General features: G+C 59.6%; 13 protein-coding genes and 1 other RNA gene. 3 read left to right on the top strand and 11 right to left on the bottom strand.

Annotated features, from left to right (window positions below; translation table 11 throughout):
* Positions 1-49 precede the first annotated feature (49 nt).
* Together INHI_RS0108890 and INHI_RS0108895 are read right to left on the bottom strand one after the other, a co-directional pair.
* Entirely contained in the window at positions 50-1,489 is a 1,440-nt protein-coding gene (locus tag INHI_RS0108890; RefSeq protein WP_027247420.1) for a cryptochrome/photolyase family protein, read from the bottom strand.
* A gap of 24 nt (positions 1,490-1,513) precedes the next feature.
* Positions 1,514-2,743, bottom strand: a complete 1,230-nt coding sequence (locus INHI_RS0108895) for an aminotransferase class V-fold PLP-dependent enzyme (protein ID WP_027247421.1) — start codon at positions 2,741-2,743, stop codon at positions 1,514-1,516.
* 140 nt (positions 2,744-2,883) lie between these two features.
* Here INHI_RS0108895 and INHI_RS0108900 point away from each other — a divergent pair, with 140 nt between their 5' ends.
* Positions 2,884-3,264 (top strand): VOC family protein, encoded by a 381-nt coding sequence (locus INHI_RS0108900; protein ID WP_014879873.1) that lies wholly within the window; start codon positions 2,884-2,886, stop codon positions 3,262-3,264.
* A 67-nt stretch (positions 3,265-3,331) separates the two neighbouring features.
* On the opposite strand, the gene INHI_RS0108905 is transcribed toward INHI_RS0108900, so the two are convergent.
* Complete coding sequence (locus tag INHI_RS0108905) at positions 3,332-4,969, bottom strand: BCCT family transporter (protein WP_027247422.1); 1,638 nt, start codon at positions 4,967-4,969, stop codon at positions 3,332-3,334.
* Between the two features lie 383 nt (positions 4,970-5,352).
* On the bottom strand, positions 5,353-6,345 hold the full coding sequence (gene acuI, locus INHI_RS0108910; RefSeq protein WP_027247423.1) for an acryloyl-CoA reductase: 993 nt from the start codon (positions 6,343-6,345) through the stop codon (positions 5,353-5,355).
* Positions 6,346-6,533: 188 nt separating this feature from the next.
* Here acuI and INHI_RS0108915 point away from each other — a divergent pair, with 188 nt between their 5' ends.
* Together INHI_RS0108915 and ssrA are read left to right on the top strand one after the other, a co-directional pair.
* Positions 6,534-7,283, top strand: a complete 750-nt coding sequence (locus INHI_RS0108915; protein WP_027247424.1) for a FadR/GntR family transcriptional regulator — start codon at positions 6,534-6,536, stop codon at positions 7,281-7,283.
* A 60-nt stretch (positions 7,284-7,343) separates the two neighbouring features.
* Positions 7,344-7,696, top strand: a transfer-messenger RNA (tmRNA) gene (ssrA, locus tag INHI_RS20905).
* A gap of 63 nt (positions 7,697-7,759) precedes the next feature.
* On the opposite strand, the gene INHI_RS0108920 is transcribed toward ssrA, so the two are convergent.
* From INHI_RS0108920 to INHI_RS0108950, 7 genes are all read right to left on the bottom strand, one after another.
* Entirely contained in the window at positions 7,760-8,827 is a 1,068-nt protein-coding gene (locus INHI_RS0108920; protein ID WP_014874500.1) for a helix-turn-helix domain-containing protein, read from the bottom strand.
* 555 nt (positions 8,828-9,382) lie between these two features.
* Positions 9,383-9,973, bottom strand: a complete 591-nt coding sequence (locus INHI_RS0108925; RefSeq protein ID WP_027247425.1) for a hypothetical protein — start codon at positions 9,971-9,973, stop codon at positions 9,383-9,385.
* Between the two features lie 150 nt (positions 9,974-10,123).
* A complete protein-coding gene (locus INHI_RS0108930) occupies positions 10,124-10,762 on the bottom strand; it encodes a 4'-phosphopantetheinyl transferase family protein (protein ID WP_254656864.1) in 639 nt (212 codons plus the stop codon).
* Between the two features lie 143 nt (positions 10,763-10,905).
* The gene (locus INHI_RS0108935; protein ID WP_027247427.1) at positions 10,906-12,069 is read right to left on the bottom strand and encodes an acyl-CoA dehydrogenase family protein; all 1,164 of its coding nucleotides are present in this window, start codon (positions 12,067-12,069) and stop codon (positions 10,906-10,908) included.
* Between the two features lie 9 nt (positions 12,070-12,078).
* Positions 12,079-13,071 (bottom strand): LLM class flavin-dependent oxidoreductase, encoded by a 993-nt coding sequence (locus INHI_RS0108940; RefSeq protein WP_027247428.1) that lies wholly within the window; start codon positions 13,069-13,071, stop codon positions 12,079-12,081.
* Positions 13,072-13,087: 16 nt separating this feature from the next.
* On the bottom strand, positions 13,088-14,500 hold the full coding sequence (locus tag INHI_RS0108945) for an NAD(P)/FAD-dependent oxidoreductase (protein ID WP_027247429.1): 1,413 nt from the start codon (positions 14,498-14,500) through the stop codon (positions 13,088-13,090).
* A complete protein-coding gene (locus INHI_RS0108950) occupies positions 14,497-16,068 on the bottom strand; it encodes an AMP-binding protein (protein ID WP_027247430.1) in 1,572 nt (523 codons plus the stop codon). The genes INHI_RS0108945 and INHI_RS0108950 overlap by 4 nt, the downstream gene beginning before the upstream one ends.
* Positions 16,069-16,089: the final 21 nt, after the last annotated feature.

Here is a 16,089-nt window from a genome sequence, read left to right on the forward strand (position 1 = left end):
GCCCGCCCAAAAGGCTAGGCCAAATCAGGCGCTTCTGGCAAGGGATCTGTCAGTCGTCGGGCAGTTCCCGCTGTCCGTAAGCCTCCAGCGCACGGGCGCGTCCCTCCTTCAGATCAAGGAACGGCTCAGCGCGTGTGTCCTGAGGCGACAGCTCCCAGGACAGGGGGGTGGCGCGGTAGAAATCCAGCGCAGTTTGCGGCGGATTGGCCTGACCTTCGGCGATCCAGGCAGATTGGTAGCGGCCCTTGGGGTCGAATTTCTCCAGCTGCCCATCGGGGTTGAAAATCCGAAAGAACGGCGAGGCATCGGGGCCGGACCCGGCCACCCACTGCCAGCCCATGGCGTTGGAGGCCGGATCCCAGTCCACCAGACATTCCTCAAACCACTGCTGGCCGATGCGCCAATGGGTGAGCATATGTTTGGTCAGAAAGCTGGCGACGATCATCCGGGCGCGGTTGTGCATTTTGCCGGTCACATAGAGTTCACGCATGGCGGCATCGACGAAATTATACCCCGTCTGGCCACGTCGCCAGGCATCGACCTGTTCGTTCTCCTGTTCGGACCAGCGGAAACTCTCCCACTCCGGCCGCCAATTTCGGGTCAGGATATGCGGTGTGTGGAACATCAGGTGGTAGGCAAATTCGCGCCAGACGATTTCCTTGAGGAAATGTTCTGCGCCGGATTTCCCTGCCCGGCGCGCCTCCAACCCATGATGCCACATGCGGCGCGGGCTGATCTCTCCCCAAGCGAGGTTTTCAGACAGGCCCGAGGTGGCATCCACAGCCGGAAAGTCGCGATCCTGTTTGTAGTCGGCGACGCGGGTGTCGAGGAACTCTGCCAGCCGCTCCTGCGCGGCATCTTCCCCAACGCGGCAGTATTGCGCCACCACATCTGCGCCACGGCGCATGGCGGCAGCCATCTGCCAGCTGTCGAGATCATCTGAGGTCGGCCAGTGCGCGGGCGCCGGGATTCGTGATGGGGCGGCGATCAGCCCGTCGACATCGCGGTCGCGCACAGATTTCCAGTAGGGCGAATAGACCCGGTACATGCCGCCAGTCTTGGTCTCAACCGTCCAGGGTTCAAACAGCAGATGGCCGCCAAAGGATTTGGCCGCAATCCCCTGTCCCTTCAGCTGTTCCTTGATGCCCGTATCGCGGGCGATAGCCTGCGGGTCGTAGGCACGTGTCCAGTGGACCGCGCCCGCACTGGTTTCTGTGATCAGCTGTGTCAGCACCTCCTGCGCGGGCCCTCGACGCAGGATCAGCCGCGCGCCGCGCCGCTCCAATTCCTTGGCCAGATGCGCCAGCCCCAGCCCCAGCCGGAACCGTGGCGCGGCCCCCAGATCCTCGTCCAGCGTATCAAAGATAAAGACAGGGATAACCGGAACACCGGCAGCAACAGCCGCGTCCAGCGCAGGGTTATCGGCAAGACGCAGGTCGCGCCGCACCCACCAGATGATCGGGGCGTTGCTCGGTTTCTCGTCAGTCATGAAGCGCCTGTCCTTTGGGTCTCGTCACTTGCTCAAGACGCGAACTAGGGCCTCCATCAGCTGTGTCATCTCCTTTTTCGAGGTGTAATGCGTAAAACTGAGCCGCAGCACACCATCGCTGGTCGACACGCCCATCGCGTTGAGCGCGCGCAGGGCGTAGAAATCGCCGCCACCGGCCATGATGCCGTGCTCCGCCAGTTCTGCGGCGACGCCTTCGGCGGGACGATCCAACGCCAGCGCCACAGTGGGCGCGCGTTTGCTGGCATCAGACGGGCCGATCAGGCGCAGATCATTGCGGTCCTTCACCATGTCCAGCAGCGGTTGCAGCAGCTCCACCTCATGGGCGCGCATCAGATCGTGGACAAAGGCGCCCTGCGTCGCTCCTTCGGTCAGGGGGCCACCGTGGTGATGGGCCAGTGTCGCAATATAGTCGGCCATTCCGGCGCAGGCCGCGACCTGCGCATGATCCGGCCCCGCCGGTGTGAAGCGTTTGTAAAGCGTATCACCGTTGAAGAAATGTCCCTGATTGGGCAGCAGCTCCCCCAAGGCACGGCGGATCACCATCAGCCCCTGATGCGGCCCATATGTCTTGTAGGCGGAGAACAGATAGATATCGGGGCCCAGCTCGCCAACATTGGGCAGGCCATGCGGCGCGTAGGAAACACCATCAACGCAGACAAAAGCGCCCGCCGCATGGGCCAGTGCGGTGATTTCGGTGACCGGGTTCAGCTCCCCGACCACGTTGGAGCAATGGGGAAAACAGACCAGGCGGACCTTTTCATCCAGCAGATTTTCCAGATCTGCGGGGTTCAGATGGCCGGTCTGCGGGTCGATCTGCCACTCGCGGACCTCAATCCCCGCATCGGCGAGACGCCGCCACGGACCGCTGTTGGCCTCGTGGTCCTGATTGGTGACGATGATGGCCTCCCCTGGAGACAGGAACTGACGAAAGGCCTGCGCCAGCACATAGGTGTTCTGCGTGGTGGAGGGGCCAAAGCTCAACTCATCGGTGTCAACACCCATGATCTTGGCCAAGCGGTGCCGCGCCTCATCCATTTCGGCCCCAGCCAGGGTCGAGGCCTCATAAGGCGCATAGGGCTGCACTTTGCGTTCGGTGTAGAACCGCGTCAGCCGGTTGATCACCGGCTGGCAGGTATAGGAGCCGCCAGCATTTTCGAAAAACGCCTGACCTTGCAAATTCGCTGCTGCAAATGCCGGAAACTGGCTGCGGACGAAATCGATATCGAGGGCCATGGTCTCTCCTTATGTCTGTCTCAAAAGAAGTGCCGTTCCATGCGGCCAAGGTCAAGCGCGGAGGTGGTCTTGGCTAATGACAGTTTCTGACATTACGACCCGTTAGCAAGGGGGTGTCATTTACCAAGAGGAGACGACAGATGGCTTATGAACCCAAGGATTTTCTGGTCTGGGGAGAGCTGCCGGTGACCGATATGGACCGGGCATGCGCGTTTTATGAAACCGCAACGGGTGCCAAGCTGGAGCTGGTCACCGACGGGCCAAACCCGATGTTGCTATTTCGCCCCAAGGATCGCGCCAATGGTGTGGCCCTCAGCATCTATCCCGGCACGCCCGCCCCGGATGGCGTCGGCCCTACCCTGCATCTGGCCGCCGAGGGCACGCTGGCCGACGTCATGACGCGGGTAACATCGGCCGGCGGCGAGGTGATCTCGGAACCTGTCCCACTGCCGGGTGGACGGTTTTTCTACGCAAAGGATCCTGATGGAAATTCGGTCGGATTTTATGAGGCGACCGCCTGATAAAAGGCGAAACGCCCCGGATCGTCTCCGGGGCGTTTTATCATGTCAGATATCGTACTGGCGGCGCTTATCGCGTTTCGGTTTGTAAGCCGCGCACAATGGCCCAGCACATCAGCAACAGCACCACCGTGAAGGGCAAGCCTGTGGAGATCACCATAGCCTGTAGTGCAACCAATCCCCCGCCAAGCAGCAGAACGATGGCAACAGCCCCTTCGAACACGCACCAGAACACCCGCTGCGGCATCGGGGCGTCAACCTTGCCCCCCGCGGTGATCGTGTCGATCACCAGCGAGCCGGAATCCGAAGACGTGACGAAGAACACAATCACCAGCAGGATACCGACAAAGGAAGTGATGGACGCAAGCGGCAACTGATCCAGCATCTTGAACAGTTTCAGCTCCAGTGCTGCATCCTGCGCGCCAGTATAGCCATCTGCCACCACCTGATGGATGGCGGTGCCGCCAAAGACGCTCATCCACAACACGCAGACAAGGCTGGGGATCAGCAAGACGCAAATGATGAATTCGCGCACAGTACGGCCCCGGCTGACACGCGCAATGAACATGCCCACAAAGGGTGACCAGCTGATCCACCACGCCCAGTAAAAGGCGGTCCAGCCCTGGCTGTAGTTGGCATCCTCGCGTCCGAAGGGCATCGAAAGTGCCGGGAGATATTGCACGTAGGCCAGAAGGCTGTCGAAAAACCCGGTGATGATCAGCAGTGTCGGGCCGACAAGCAGCACAAAGATCAGCAGCAGGAAAGCCAATCCCATGTTGATTTCGCTCAAAATTTTGACGCCGCCATCAAGGCCGCGCAGCACAGAGATCAGCGCCACGGCGGTGATGGCCGAGATCAGAACAACTTCTGTTGTGGCCCCAACGGGCACGCCAAACAGCTCATTCAAACCGGCATTGGCCTGTGTCGCGCCAAAGCCAAGCGATGTCGCAAGACCAAAGAGCGTGGCAAACACCGCCAGAATGTCGATGATATGGCCAGTCCAGCCCCAGACCCGTTCGCCGAAAATCGGATAGAAGGCCGAGCGGATAGTGAGCGGCAGACCTTTGTTAAAGGAGAAGAGTGCCAGTGACAGCGCCACAATGGCGTAGATTGCCCAAGGGTGCAGGCCCCAGTGATAGATCGTCGCCGCCATGCCGAGACGCACGGATTCCGCACTGTCCCCGGCGGCGCCGCCAAGCGGGGCCCAGTCAGTACGCGCCCCATTTTCGCCCATGCTTACCCCGCCAAAGGAGGTGGAATAATGGCTCATCGGTTCGCTGACGCCGTAGAACATCAGACCGATGCCCATACCCGCCGCGAACAGCATCGCAAACCAGCCAGTATAGGTATAATCTGGTGCCGCATCCGCACCGCCCAGACGCACCTTGCCCCAGGGCGAAACGATCAGGAAAAAACAGAACAGGACGAAGAAGTTGCCGGCGCTAAGGAAAAACCAGTCAAACGAGCTGGTCACCGCCGGACGCAGCCAGCCAAAGAAAGCGGCGGCCTGTTCGGGAAGGACCAGCGCGTAGAAGACAAACAGCATGATGCTGATGCCGGAAACCATGAAAACGGGATTGTGGATATCAAACCCGATCGGCCCCACCGATCCCTCTAAATTGTCCTGTCCAATTTCATATTCGGTGTCGATGACGGCGGCCTCACCGTCGGGGGCGGGTATGCCCTGATTGGCCGTTTCGTCTGTCATGCGCGTCCCTGCTTTGGTTTTTATGAACGTCCACAGACCCAACAACCCCACGGCTGCGCAGGTTCCCGCCGATTGCAAAAAATAGCAACAAACGACCTGCGTGCTGCGAGCAGCCCCTGCCGTGATCCCGCCCTGGCCTCTCTTGCGCCGTATCCTGCCGCAATGATCGCGGCACTGCATCAGCGCTGAGCCCAAGGCGCAGCAGCAGCTACGCAGCGATGGATCTATGCCAAGTGTAACAGAAAACTGCAAAATTGTCGCGCTCTATGGATCCCAGTTGGCGGGCCGCCGGAGGGCGCACGGGCCAGACGCGAAAACGCGCAGACTGGCTGCGCGTTTTCTTGTTGCGTGCCGCCAGCTGTCGCTACGGCCAAGCAATGTGATCAGGCGTTTACATCAACAACAACGCGGCCCTTTACCTGACCCTTCAGAATATCGGCGCCCAACTGCGGCAGATCCGACAGCGTGGCCGGTTTGACCATCGCCTCCAGCTTGTCCATCGGCAGATCCGTGGCGACCCGCTGCCAGGCCCGCAGGCGGTTGTCGTAGGGCTGCATCACGCTGTCGATGCCAAGGAGGTTCACACCGCGCAACAGGAATGGGATCACGGTTGCAGGCAGACCTGCCCCACCCGCCAGCCCAACCGCAGCAACGGACGCGCCATATTTCATCTGGCCCAGAACACGCGCCAGCATTGCGCCGCCGACGGCATCAATGCAGCCGGCCCAGTTTTCACTCTCCAGCGGGCGCTTGACAGTTTCGTTAAGCTCTTCGCGCGGCACGATCTGGGTGGCGCCCAGGCTCGTCAGATAGTCGGAGGTCTCAGGGCGCCCGGTGACCGCGGCCACCTCATAGCCGAGGTTCGACAGGATGGCGGTGGCCACCGACCCCACGCCACCCGCAGCACCGGTGACCAGAACCGGGCCACGGTCCGGTGTCAGCCCGTGATCCTCCAGCGCCATCACCGACAGCATGGCGGTAAAACCTGCGGTGCCGACTGCCATGGCCTGACGCGTATCGACCCCCTCCGGCAGCGGCACCAGCCAATCTGCGCGCACGCGGGCCTTTTGCGCATAGCCGCCCCAATGGGCCTCTCCCACGCGCCAGCCGGTCAGCACGACCTTGTCGCCGGGCTGGTAGCGGTCGTCGCTAGAGGCCTCCACCGTGCCTGCAAAATCAATACCCGGCACATGCGGATATTTGCGCACAAGCCCGCCGCCCGGACCGATGCAGAGGCCGTCCTTGTAGTTGACAGTGGAATAATCAACGGCGACGGTCACCTCGCCTTCGGGCAGCTGATCCAGGCTCAGCTCCGTCACAGCCGCCGCAGTCTTGCCGCTGTCCTCATCCTTGGTCACAACCAATGCATTGAACATGATGTCTCCTCCTCTGATTTCCCTTGGCCTGACCACGCGCGGTCGGCCCATCCGCCGATCCCGGACCAGAAAATCCCCACCGAAACACAGCGGATGCTGTTCTGGGTGCACGACTCAGCTCTTGCCATTCAAATGTCAGACTTTTAAATGTCTGACAAATGATTTTTCCAAATCAGCGGAGCGACACGATGAAGCTGAACCCCAAAAGCGCGGCGGATCTCTCTGCCCAGATTGCCCAGTCTATCCGCGACGCGATTGTGAGTGGCACATTGATTGTCGACGAACGTTTGCCCTCGGAGGCCGAGATGGCAGAGCAGTTTCAGGTCTCGCGGCCCACGGTGCGCGAGGCGCTGAAGCGGCTGGCGGCACAATCGCTGATCCGCACCCAGCGCGGGGCCACCGGCGGGGCCTTTGTCAACCGGCTGAGCTTTGAGGAGGCTTATGCGCAGCAGATCACCACATCAACGCTGCTGCTGAGCATGAATGCCGTCAGTTTCGACACCGCCTGCGAGGCCCGCTACGCGTTGGAGCGCGCCTGCGCCCCGCTGGCGGCCACCCGGCGCACGGCGGATCACCTCGCCACCATGCGGGCAGAGATTTTCCGGCAGGGCCAGCCCGGTCTTTCGGATGAGGCGTTTTGTGCCTCTGATGTGACCTTTCACCGGGCGCTGGTGGATGCGGCGGGCAACCCGGTGTTGTCCTATCAACTGGCCGGTGCCGTCGAGGCGATGCAGCCGCTGATGAATATGATCACTTTCACCGCGCGGGACCGCGCCCGGATTGTTGCTTTGCATGGCGCCATTGCGGATGCCATTGAGGCCTGCGACGAGGTTGCCGCCAGCGCTGGGCTGACTGAATTGGACGAGGAGACGCGCGCGCTTGCCGCTGCGGTTTTTGCCCGGCGCGCCCGCGAGACCCCAAACGTTGTAAAAGCCTGAACTTATCTTGATTTTCCTACGCCTACCAACTCTGGCACCGTCATAAGAATATGTGATTTCCCCCTTTAACTCCGCCAATGCACCGCCTATATTACTGATGTTCCTTCGGGGACTATGGACATAAACGCGCTCGTAATAAGCGGATCGGACCCGGGGGCGGTACCCGGCGACTCCACCAAACATCCTTCATTTGGGGATCATGGGGTCGAAACAGGATCGACGAACGTCTAAAGGGGTTAGCTTTGTTTCGGCTGTCTGCCACCGTTATCGGCGAAACTTGTACAATTGCAAATGACAATCGTGCTCCGGCAATGGCAGTAGCAGCGTAAGCTGTTAATGTCGCCGAAACTAAGTCCTTGCGCCTAGCCGCGTAAGGCGGGGTTCGCAGGTACCTGGCAACAGAAACCTGCACTTCCCCCTCTTTTCTATCGCGCAGTAACTGACAACCGCACTTATGCCTTGTCCTTTCTCAATATTTATTGAGGCGCGCAGCTTGGGTTTGATGCGGCCTCTGCCCCGTCGCACCCGGGTGTGTATTTGTTCCGCCATGCCTGCGGCGTCATCCCGGTGACCCGCCGGAATTCCCGGTTAAAGTTGGATTTGGTCTGGAACCCAACATCGAACATGATGTCCGTTACCGAACGACGGGTTGCCTGCAACAGGTCGCAGGCCTCTGCGATGCGGTAGCCATTGACGTATTGCGACACATTCATGCCAGCTGACCGGTTGATTGCCTGAGAGATCTGGCGGGATGGGATCAGCGCCTTGCGCGCCAGTCTTTCAAGGTTCAGGTTGGCGTCGCGGTAGACCTTGCCTTCGTTCATCAGCTCTTCAATGCGCACGATTGTGGCAGAACCGCTCAGTTCTTCTTCCTCTTCGATCCGACGTGGTTGTTGCGGGGTTTCAGGCGCGCTGCGGCTGTTGCTGGCAAGGGTTGCCGCAAGGCCAAGCATCACCAGAGCCGCAAAATTCGCAAACAGGATGACGGAGGGAACATACTCAACATGTTTCCACATAAAACTGAGAAACAGGATCGTGTCGAGGAGGGCAAAAGATAGCAGCGACAATGCCGCAAAGAAGATGGCCCGGTAGGTGGACTCCGCACCATCCAGCGGCGTAATCCCAAGCGCGTCGGTCCCTGGCAACAGCAATCGCAAAATAACCACAGCATAAGACAGAAAAGTGACGACAACGACGATATCGACGGCCTCGCGCCACACAAACGTCAACCCGATCACCAGAACTGTTGGCAGGTAATGCACCGCCAGCCGAGGCGCCATCGGCCAGCGGTCACGCTCCACCACATTCAAAACCCCGGCATAAACCAAAGCCGGTACCAGCGTGGCGAGGATCGGTACAATGTAGGATGTGGCCTCGACGTCATAGCCCCAGCGCAAGCCCAGTAGAAACGATTGAACCGCGCTCAAGAGAATGAGTATCAGAAAAGGTCTGTTCTTATTCGCCGTGTCATCATTTCTGACGACATGGATGAATAGAAACAGCATCTGTGCTGAAAACATGAATTCGATCGGGATAAAAATCATTAGGTAAGTGCCTTACTGAGACTGTCGTCTTACGTCATTTCGAGGCGGGCGCGGCCGAGGATCGCGTCTCTCACCTCTGTTTGACGATGCCCTGTCCAGATGAAACGACTGTGTCAATTTCATATCCGGTGCCGGGGATGTTCGAAGAAAAGACCTGGGGGGATGCGGACCATGATGCGGTGCCGACACTAGGATCGCCGGGGCTGTGTGTGAGGCCCGCCGGGACGATGATGATGTCGCCCCGGAGCGCCCTAATTTCGCGTGATATGGCTTGGGACTCAGCAGGATGAGACAGGACAATCTCGTGGCAGTCTGAGTTGTTCTGCGCCTCGGTCGCACCGCTGGTCACCCCACGTCAGTGTATTTTACCTATGTGAGATCCAGACCTCCCATAAGGTTATTCAATTTCCATCTGCTCTATAACAGGTTGTGAGCTTATTGCACAATTCCGTTTCTCAATATTCACATTTTGGCCAGATAGCCCCCTCGGTCATGCTGTCCAAGCCGCAAGAACCAGAACAGCACATGATCAGTATCTATCGCCACGCGGGTGTTTTATTCCGCGCGAAAAGAAACATGCGACAGGTTCAGCGGCACTGCCACATCCACATTTTCACGTTTGGTCGCGGGGCCGAACTCCAGGCGTGAAATCGCCTTTGCCCCGGTCAGTTTGAAATGTGCAGCGTCGCCGGTAAAATTCACCACCGAGTTCTCCGATGCGATATCAATCGCACCAAAAGCACCGCGAATATCCGCAACAAGTTTGGCGACCTCAACCTTGAGGCCCAGCTCTGGCGGCATAGCAATGTGCAGCTCTGGTTCGCACCACCAGCTGGTTTCGATCCCGGATCGCGTCAGATGGATCTCTAAGGTGTCACCGCTCTGTTCGACGCGGGCATCCAGTCGGCAACCAACGCTGTTACCGGTCGAGATTTCCAGCGTTTGCGCCGCACCGATTCCGTTGCTCAGCTTCAGCGTGGTTTCATCGCCAATCAGCCGGACCGTAGTGATCGGGGTCGCCAGTTCAGGGATCTGCACGCTCTTTGCAGTGGCGGCACCGCTGCCGATGCCAAGCGCGGCCAGACCAATGGCCATAAAGCGGGTGAGATGAGATAGCGGCGGGGGGCGGAAACGATGGGCGGTCATGGGATACCTCTTGGTTCTGCTGACCGGTCGCGGATTTCAGGTCGCGACCGGTTGCTGCGAGTCATGTCCCCTGTCGTGAAATATCAGGATTGCGCCAGAGGACGGGATCAATCTGGCTGATCGCAGTGGATTGCGCGTCCTCAATACGGATTAAGGACGGCCAGAATGCGGTTTGCGGAAAAGAGAACCTGCCGGGCTGGGGATGTCTGCCTCTGCAAGATCGAAATGATGGACCTCGAGCGCCGGTCGTTGAGCGGCCAGAGCAGCCTTGTATCCGGGTGTCGGTGTCCAGGTGACCAATGTCCAATCATCAGGCCTGCCTATGTCACAGCGCAGAAGCTCGGCATGGTGCTCAAGACACTGGACCGCAAATCCCTGCAGTGGCTGCGCAAGCCCCTGCCCCGTGGCCTTGATATAGGCCTCTTTCAACGCCCATATCTGGGTGAAATACTCTGACCTCAGATGCGCAGGACATGTTGCCAGCGCAGTATATTCTTCTGGCGCAAAGAAGCGGCGGGCGACGGCCTCGGACCTATGGCCGCCTCGCTGTTGTTCGATATCGACGCCCAGCTCGCAATCGTCGGCCACGGCGATCAACAGCATCTGCCCGGAATGCGACAGATTAAATGACAGCCTGTGCCCGTCAACAAGCCCTGGCTTACCCCCTTCAGCGGTCCTGAACCTGAGGTTTCTGGCCGGACGGCCATCATAGGCTGCCAGAACATGTCGCAGGGCCACATGCGACGTGGCATAAAGCGCGCGCGCGTCGGTGTTTGCGATGCTGGCCATTCGCGCCTGCTCTGACGGTGACAGGACGGACGGATCAAGATCAGCCAAAGCGCCGCAGCCCACAGTCCCCTGCCACAGGTGAACCTGCCCCGGTTGCAATGCGGGGACCGGGACATGATGATCAGACGCGGGCATGCACCACCTCACAGGATGTTTGCGAGGCTGCTTCCCACCACATTGCGCATCACTTCGCTGCTGCCGCCCCAGATGGTTTGAATCGCACTGTCGAGCACGTCCTGCGTTGCGGTGTCAGGTCCCTCCGTGCAAAAGCCGCGGGCACCAGATAGTTGCAGTTTCGCCGCCGCAATCGCAGCCAAGGTCTCGGTACTGCGCAGTTTGGCGATACAGGCATTGCGATTGTCCAACCGTCCGGCCAGATGATCTGTTATGCAGCTGTCGACAAAGGATCTGTTGGCCATGGCCTCACCATAGAGATCAGCCAATCGGAATTGTGTTGCCTGGTAATCCAGCGTCGACCCTTGCCCGGTCTGGCGTGCATTGCACAGCTTCACCGTCTCTTGCAGCAGCGTCTCTGCCATGGCCTGGGCATAGACCGCGAGTACCAGCCGTTCGATGCTCAGGAAGCTCACCAGATAGAAGAACCCCATGCCGCTGGCGCCCAGAAGATTGCCCTGTGGCACGCGACAGCCGTCAAACCGCAAATGGCTAGTGTCAAGCGCAGGCATCCCGGTTTTGTCGATCCGGCTGCGCGTCAGGCCGGGTGTGTCGGCATCCACTAGCACCATGTCAAAGCCAGTCGGCTGTCCGGTGCCCCCATCCGTCCCCCCCTTACGGGCGGCAACGATAATGAGATCGGCCTGAGAGCCGTTTGAGATATGTGTCTTCTCCCCCGTCAGGACAATCTCGTCGCCGTCCTGTTCTGCCGCGCAGCTCAGCGCATGCAGATCGGAGCCGCCTTGCGGTTCGGTCAAGGCAATCGCCCCAATACGCCGCCCTGAACACAGCCCCGGTAGATATTCCTGCCGCTGAACCTCATTCCCCAAGCGGTGCAGATAGGGGGCGACAATATCGCTTTGAAGAAAGGTCAAAAGACCGCAGAGCCGCCGTTTGGCGATTTCTTCAATGATGATCACTGAGTCCCGAAAATCGCCACCATGTCCGCCGTAGTCTGTGGGGATGGTGCGACAAAGCAACCCCGCCTCACCAGCCTGTTGCCAGATCGCACGTGGAGCCTGTCGATCCGCCACCCATTGCGGGTGATCCGGCACCACCTGTGTATCCAGAAAGTCAGCAACCTGGTGGCGCAGGGTTTCATGATCTGCTTCGAATAAGGTCCGTTTGAACATAATCGCCGCTCACACCGCCGGTTGCTGGCAAAGATCAAAGGCCCGCATGGTGTGGCCCAGATCGTCGCGCCCTTGCGGCACGTCAAGGATCAGCGTTTCAAACCCCAGCGAAATATAGCTTTGGATGTAGTCTGCTACCTCTTCGTAGCTGCCGACAAGATACGGGCAGAAGGTCTTGTAGTTCTTGATCGGAAACAGCCAATAGGCCCCGGACCGCGCATCTTCCAGTTCTTCGGCCACGGCTGAGATCTGCTGGTGCCAGATGGAATCGGATGTCCCCTGTGCCATGCGATGGGCCAATTGGCCGCGCCGGTCGGCCGGGAACCGCGCACGGGCTTCCTCCCAGGCGTCTTCGCTGCGAGGACGGGCAATCACGCCAAAACGCACACCAAGGTTTTTGCCCGCTACTGCGGCTTGATCCAGCTGCTCGCGCGGTTTTGTGTAGCTCAACCTTGTGGCCCCTAGCGTCGCGGCTGTGCCCTGACAGGCGGGTGACATGCCGGACACAAAGAGTTCCGGCATCAGCACCTCGTCCAGTGCAGGCTCTAGTCGCAGCCCCTCAACCTGGTAATATTCCCCGGCCAGTGTCACGGTTTCGCCGTGCAACAATGCCATCATGATCTGGCTGTATTCGGTCAGCCGATCATAGCGCGGATCATGTTCGGCCTGATCGCCAAGCTGTTTGAGATCCCGCACGAACCCGCCTGCGACCATATTCAACGCCAGTTTGCGTCCGTAGAGGAACCCCAGCGATGAGATTTTTCGCGCCGCTGCCAACGGGTGCATGTAAAGCGGCTGGGTTGCGACCAGTGGCACAAATTTGGATGTGCGTTCGATGGTTGCCTGCGCGACTGTCCATGGATCCATCAACGAATTGTCTGTGTAGATCAACATGCCCTCAACGCCCGCATCCTCATGCCAGCGGGCGATATCGGCAATCCTGCTCAGATAGTCCCCTGCGCTGGACCGAACAGAGGGGGGAGCCGTGGTAAAGAGTTTCATCGGGCAATTCCTTTCATCAATTCAAAGCGGGGGAGATTTCGCGCGCCTGTGCCAAGGCCGGATCCTGACGCGGATCACCCGAGCCAGTGCGGCGGTGGACCAGCGACGACAAATGCGAGAGGGGTTCAAGCAGATGCAGCACCTGATCAATGCGGCTCATCCTGTCGGCCCGGCCGATTGAGGTCGCAAAGGCGCGGCGCAGATCCTTGTTCAGAGCCACTGCTGCCGCTGAATGCTGACCCCTGTAGGCCGGATAATCCATATCGCTTGCCTGACCGATCAGCCACGCAGCTTCGGCGGGCACCGCAGCATTGGCAAGGTATGGTGCAGCAAGAGCCGCACGCCAGTCGGAAGATGGATCAGCAGTCGTCACCTGCCCCAAGGCATCCGCAAGCGCCTGACACTGAAGCGCCGCCACCGACATGCCTTGACCATAGAGCGGGTTAAAAGTGGCAATCCGGTCCCCAATGGGCAGATAGCCCAGCGGTAGAGGCTGTGTGGCCTGATCAAAGCGGTTGAAGCGTACAGAGGCGATGCGATAGCTTTTCAGCTCGCTCACCAGTGTCTCGTCCCTAACCAGGCTGCTGATCTTGTCGTCTGGCAGCGCCTCAAGAAACGCCCGCAACTCTGCCGGGGTTGCGGGGGCCTGCGTGTCAAAGCGGCAGGTCGCCGTGGCCATCCAGCGCCCCCCTTCTACTGGCGCCAGAACCGCGCCGCGTGTCATCGGCGCCGAGGCAAAGTTGAGCCATCCAGCCAGATCCTCACCAGCGCCAAGCTGGCGGGAGAACAGGCCAGAGACATAGCGGACCTCTGGGTATCCGGTTTCAACCGGTGGTGCGGTATGGCCAAGTGCCGCAAGCCAGCCTGCGCCCTGCTCTGCCCGGCCCGCAGCATCCACCACCAGATCAACGGTAAGTTCACGCTCGGCACCGTCTTGCAGCAAGCGCAGACCAGAGATCGCGCCCGCGTCATCCGCCAGTAAGCCCGTAACACGTCCCAACAGCGGACGTATGCCCGCAATGTCGGCAATCTGCTGTCTGATCAGATGATCAAGTGCCGGACGGGTTTGCGACAAAACCTGTACCCCCGTTTCGACCGGCGGCAACCAGCGCCCTGCACTGAAGCTGCGCCAGCCGCTCCGAACCTTGAGCGGCAGGCTTCCCTGGGCGATGGCCTTGCGTTCAAAGCCGGGAAACACCTGTTCCAGCACATTCTGACCTGATTGCAGCAACGCATGCACATGGGCCGCCTGCGGAACGGTTTTGCGCAAGGCAGGCACATCTGGATGGTCTTCGCGATCAATCAACCAGACGGTGCCAAAAACCCGCGCCAGAACGGCGGCGGCCACCATGCCGGCAAACCCGGATCCAATGACCGCGGCTGTTTGATCCGGCCAGCGGGGACTATGTGCGTCAGCGAACAGGCTCATTTCACAGACTCCGCCATCAAACCAGTGTCAGATGCCACGATGGCGCGCGAGGGGGGCAGTGCTGTCGGCAGATCCGATCCGCCCTCAAGCAGGATGCGCGTGTCCAGCTTGCCATTGCTGGTCACTGGAAAAGCCGACACAATCCGCAGATCACGCGGTAGCACCTGCGCAGAGAGATGTTTGCCCATATGGGCAAACAAGCCATCCCGTTCACAGGTGGCCCCGGCCAGAGGCTCTACAAAGAGCTGCAACCCGGTGACGCGGCCGGCGGCGTCTTTTTGCGGCAGGCAGACAGCTTTGCGTACAGCTGAGTAGCCTTCGGCGATACGCTCGATTTCGTTCAATTCTATCCGGTTGCCCAGAAGTTTGACCTGCCGGTCGATCCGGCCCAACAAGATCAGATTTCCATCCACATCAAGACGGGCGAGATCACCTGTGCGATAAGTATTGATGCCGCTTTCTTGGCTAAGCGCTGCATTGGCGGGATGATCCTGCGGCAAATAGTGGCTGATAACCTGCGGGCCGGACAAGACCAGCTCGCCTTCCTCCCCTGCGGGAACATCTTCACCGTCTGCGTCGATGATCTGCATCCGATTTTCCCCAACCGCGCAGCCGATTTTCATCGGGCCATCTGCAGCAGCATCTGCGACGCTGATCGGGTAGAGATGGGTCGCACAAGTGGCCTCGGACGGGCCATAGCCATTCAGTACCTGAGCCTGCGGAAAGCGGGTCTGTAGTTCCTGAACCAGCGCACCCGGCAACATCTCACCGCCGACCACGAAAAAGCGCAGATCCGGCAGGTTTTCAGCGGTGAACTGCGGGTCCGTGCACATCAATTGCAACAGCGAAGGAGTCGACGCCCAAGACGCCGGAGATGCCATATCAACGCGGGTCAGATGACGGATGTTGTTGCGGGGCATAATGTTGTTTGCATGGTTGAGCAAATGCACAGGACGCCCAAGAGACAGGGTTGGCCAGAGATCAAACATGCCCATGTCAAAGGCCATGCTGGCATGGTTCACATGCGCGCCCTCTGGCCTGACAGCCCCCAGTAGCGGCGTATACCAACGGTGCAGCGCCATATAGTTGCCCCGTGAAATCGGCACCCCCTTTGGCGTGCCGGTACTGCCGGAGGTGAAAATCACATAGAAGGTTCCCTCCTCAGAGAGCGCGGTTTTCAATTCCAGCTGAGGCGTGCGTGTCGGCAGTTCCTTTAACGTCTGGACCGGCAAACCACCTGGCAGGGTTTCCTGGCCAAAGGCCAAAATATGACTGGCCCCGGCGGTGCTGGCGATCTGCTCCAAACGGTCCATCGGCGTGGAGCGGTCGGCAAAGGCAAAAGCGCGCCCAGCAATGGCGCAGGCAATCATCGCGGCAATGCAATCCGGTTCCTTATGGCCGACAATCAGGCTGAGCCCCGGCGGCATATCGTCGAGCGCGCGCAGGATGCCTTCAACCCGGCCAGCCAAGCTGCCAAAACTGATCACCTCCTCAGAGGTGATCAATGCAGGACGGTCCGGTTGCGAGAGCAGGGTTTCACGGAGGTCTGCAATAAATGTCTCAAACATCTGCGATCTTCCTTTTCGTGA

The organism is Phaeobacter inhibens DSM 16374 (assembly GCF_000473105.1).
GTDB lineage: Bacteria > Pseudomonadota > Alphaproteobacteria > Rhodobacterales > Rhodobacteraceae > Phaeobacter > Phaeobacter inhibens.